Raw genomic sequence first — 2,447 nt, forward strand, 5'->3', positions numbered from 1 at the left:
CTAAATAATTTGTAGGTAAACGTTTAATCTCTAAATAAGGATAATTTACACTATTAGAAGAAGAATAAAATTCGTCTAAATTGCCTAAACCATTATTTAAACTACTCGATTCCATGGTAGCATATTCTACTTCATTAACAAGGTTTCCTCCGGAAGAAGTTACTTTTGTGATTCGAGCGTCTTGCGCAACATTCTTTGGGAATTTAACAAAATACGCTTTATTGTAATGATTATGAACTACTGCAATATCTCTATTTAATCCCGCAAATCTATAATTTGAAACTACTGGAATAACAATATCAGGTGAATCACTATTATGATTACAATTTGGAATCGTTCCAAAAGGCGTATTTATATACTCACAAGGAGAAACATAATCTGCTGTAAATTTACTAGCTCCAGGTATTTGCGTGTTCCCAATATTATTCACAAACGTAGTAATTTGCCATTGCGTATCGTGGTCATTAATCGTCCAACCTGGTTTATAGTATTTAAACCAAACACGAACCATATCCGATTTTCCATCGCCATTGGTATCTAATGCATAATACTTACTAAAATGTGTTTGTGTATCATAATAAGACCCTGTATTAGGCCAGTATTCTACTATATTATGAGATTCTTTTTCAAAAAAAGATCCTCCATTTGGTTTTGGATTACTGTAATAAATATGCCATAACGTATGACCAGACCCACCTTGAGTGTCAGGTAGCATAATATCTACTTTACCATCACCATTGTAGTCACCAAATAAAATATCTTTAGTTTTAGAATATTTATCTAAAGTTCCTTCACCAATTAATTCAAGTTGATTCCAAGGCGCAACTGTTAGTTGATTGATTGTATATATTTTATAAGCCTGACTAGGATAAACCACTAAAATATTTGATTTTCCATCGCCTGTAAAATCTGCTATATATTTTTCGCCTATATAGGTTAATTCAAGAGTATTTAAATCTGTAAATCCACTAGAACCCAATGTAGTTGAAGAATTTGGGTTTAAATCTAGAAGTAATGTCTGGAAACCATCAGTTACTGTGTTTATAATTTCACACGTTGTATAATCATTATAATTGTCATATACATTAGTGTAATGTAAATCATAACTTACGTTTTTTTCATTTATAATAATTACTTCACTAATTCCATCGCCATTAAAATCTCCCTCATAATATTCTGTAGGTTTCATTCCATTATAATCATAAATAGCTTCACAATCCCCAGGGTCATAACCAGAATAACCTACACTACCATAATAAGAATCTTGTGTTTCCCTAATTATAAAACTTTTATCTATAGGTAAAGTCTTTGTATAAGATAAATTAAATACATTACCATTCAAACTATATACCTTGAATTCTGTCTGATTAGATACTGGATTTATAGCTAAAACTGAATTAAATTGATTTAGTTTATTAGATGTTTGAGTTGTTATAGTAAGTCTCTTACTCGCAGGTATGGAAAATGTAACAGGAGCTTGTCCAGAGTTTCCTTGAAACAAATTACGATATAATCCATTGTCTGCAATAAAATCCAATCTACCATCGCCATCAAAATCTCCTGACAATTGAATATCACTAAAATTTAAATTATTTGAATAGGTTGTTTTTATTTCGGTTCCTTGATTTGAAGTCGTTGTCGTATCGTATTCAAAAACAACTGGATTAGCTGGCTCTAATGCTCCATTAAACTCTTGAATTTGAGAAACTCGCTCGTATCCTAGCTGTGAATCAACAATGTGAGTTAGTTGATATTTTCTAAATAAAACACCATTTGTTTTAACCTGTATGTTATCTAATAATTCTGCTTTTTCATGCTTAACTCCTTTAATGTAAGCATATTCAGCTCTCTTTGCTAATTTATAGTTAAATTGTAGACTATTTAATGGTGTTTGTAAACCATTTACATTGGCACTAAACTTTATTTCACTTATACACAACCCTTTATTAAATGGTTTGCTATAATGATAGGTAATAAAATTTCCATTTACATCTTCGAAACGAACAATGTAAAAAGCAGTTAAATCTACGACATTCATACCTCCATAGTTTCCATACCAGGAACGAGAACCGTCAGGATTTGTAACAATGAAGTAAATGGATGTTCCTGAACCAAACAATTCTATTTTAGAATTGGATAATATCTCTGTTTTGTATACAGAACTGTCTTCCCAATAATTTCCAGAAACCAATTGCAATCTTTGTCCGTCTAAGGCCAATTTATCATTATCATCAAAATCCACTCCATCAACATACCCATCTAGATCTTTTCGGGTTGAAATTCTACTAATAGCTGAAATGGAATTGATACTCCATCCTTGTCCTGCAATTCCGCCCAACTGCCCGCTGGCATAGATTAAATTAATTGTAGGACCAACATCTCCTATACTGGGAGGCAATGCAATGGGTAAGGTATAAATGGCTTGACCATTTTCTGAAACCTCAAAT

Annotated in this window: 1 protein-coding gene; it reads right to left on the reverse strand. The window is 31.8% G+C overall.

Annotated features, from left to right (window positions below; genetic code table 11):
• A partial coding sequence (locus tag CX675_RS07985) for an FG-GAP-like repeat-containing protein (RefSeq protein ID WP_165395998.1) occupies positions 1-2,447 on the reverse strand: 2,447 nt, incomplete at both ends.

This window comes from Flavobacterium sp. J27, assembly GCF_004303025.1.
Classification (GTDB): Bacteria; Bacteroidota; Bacteroidia; order Flavobacteriales; family Flavobacteriaceae; genus Flavobacterium.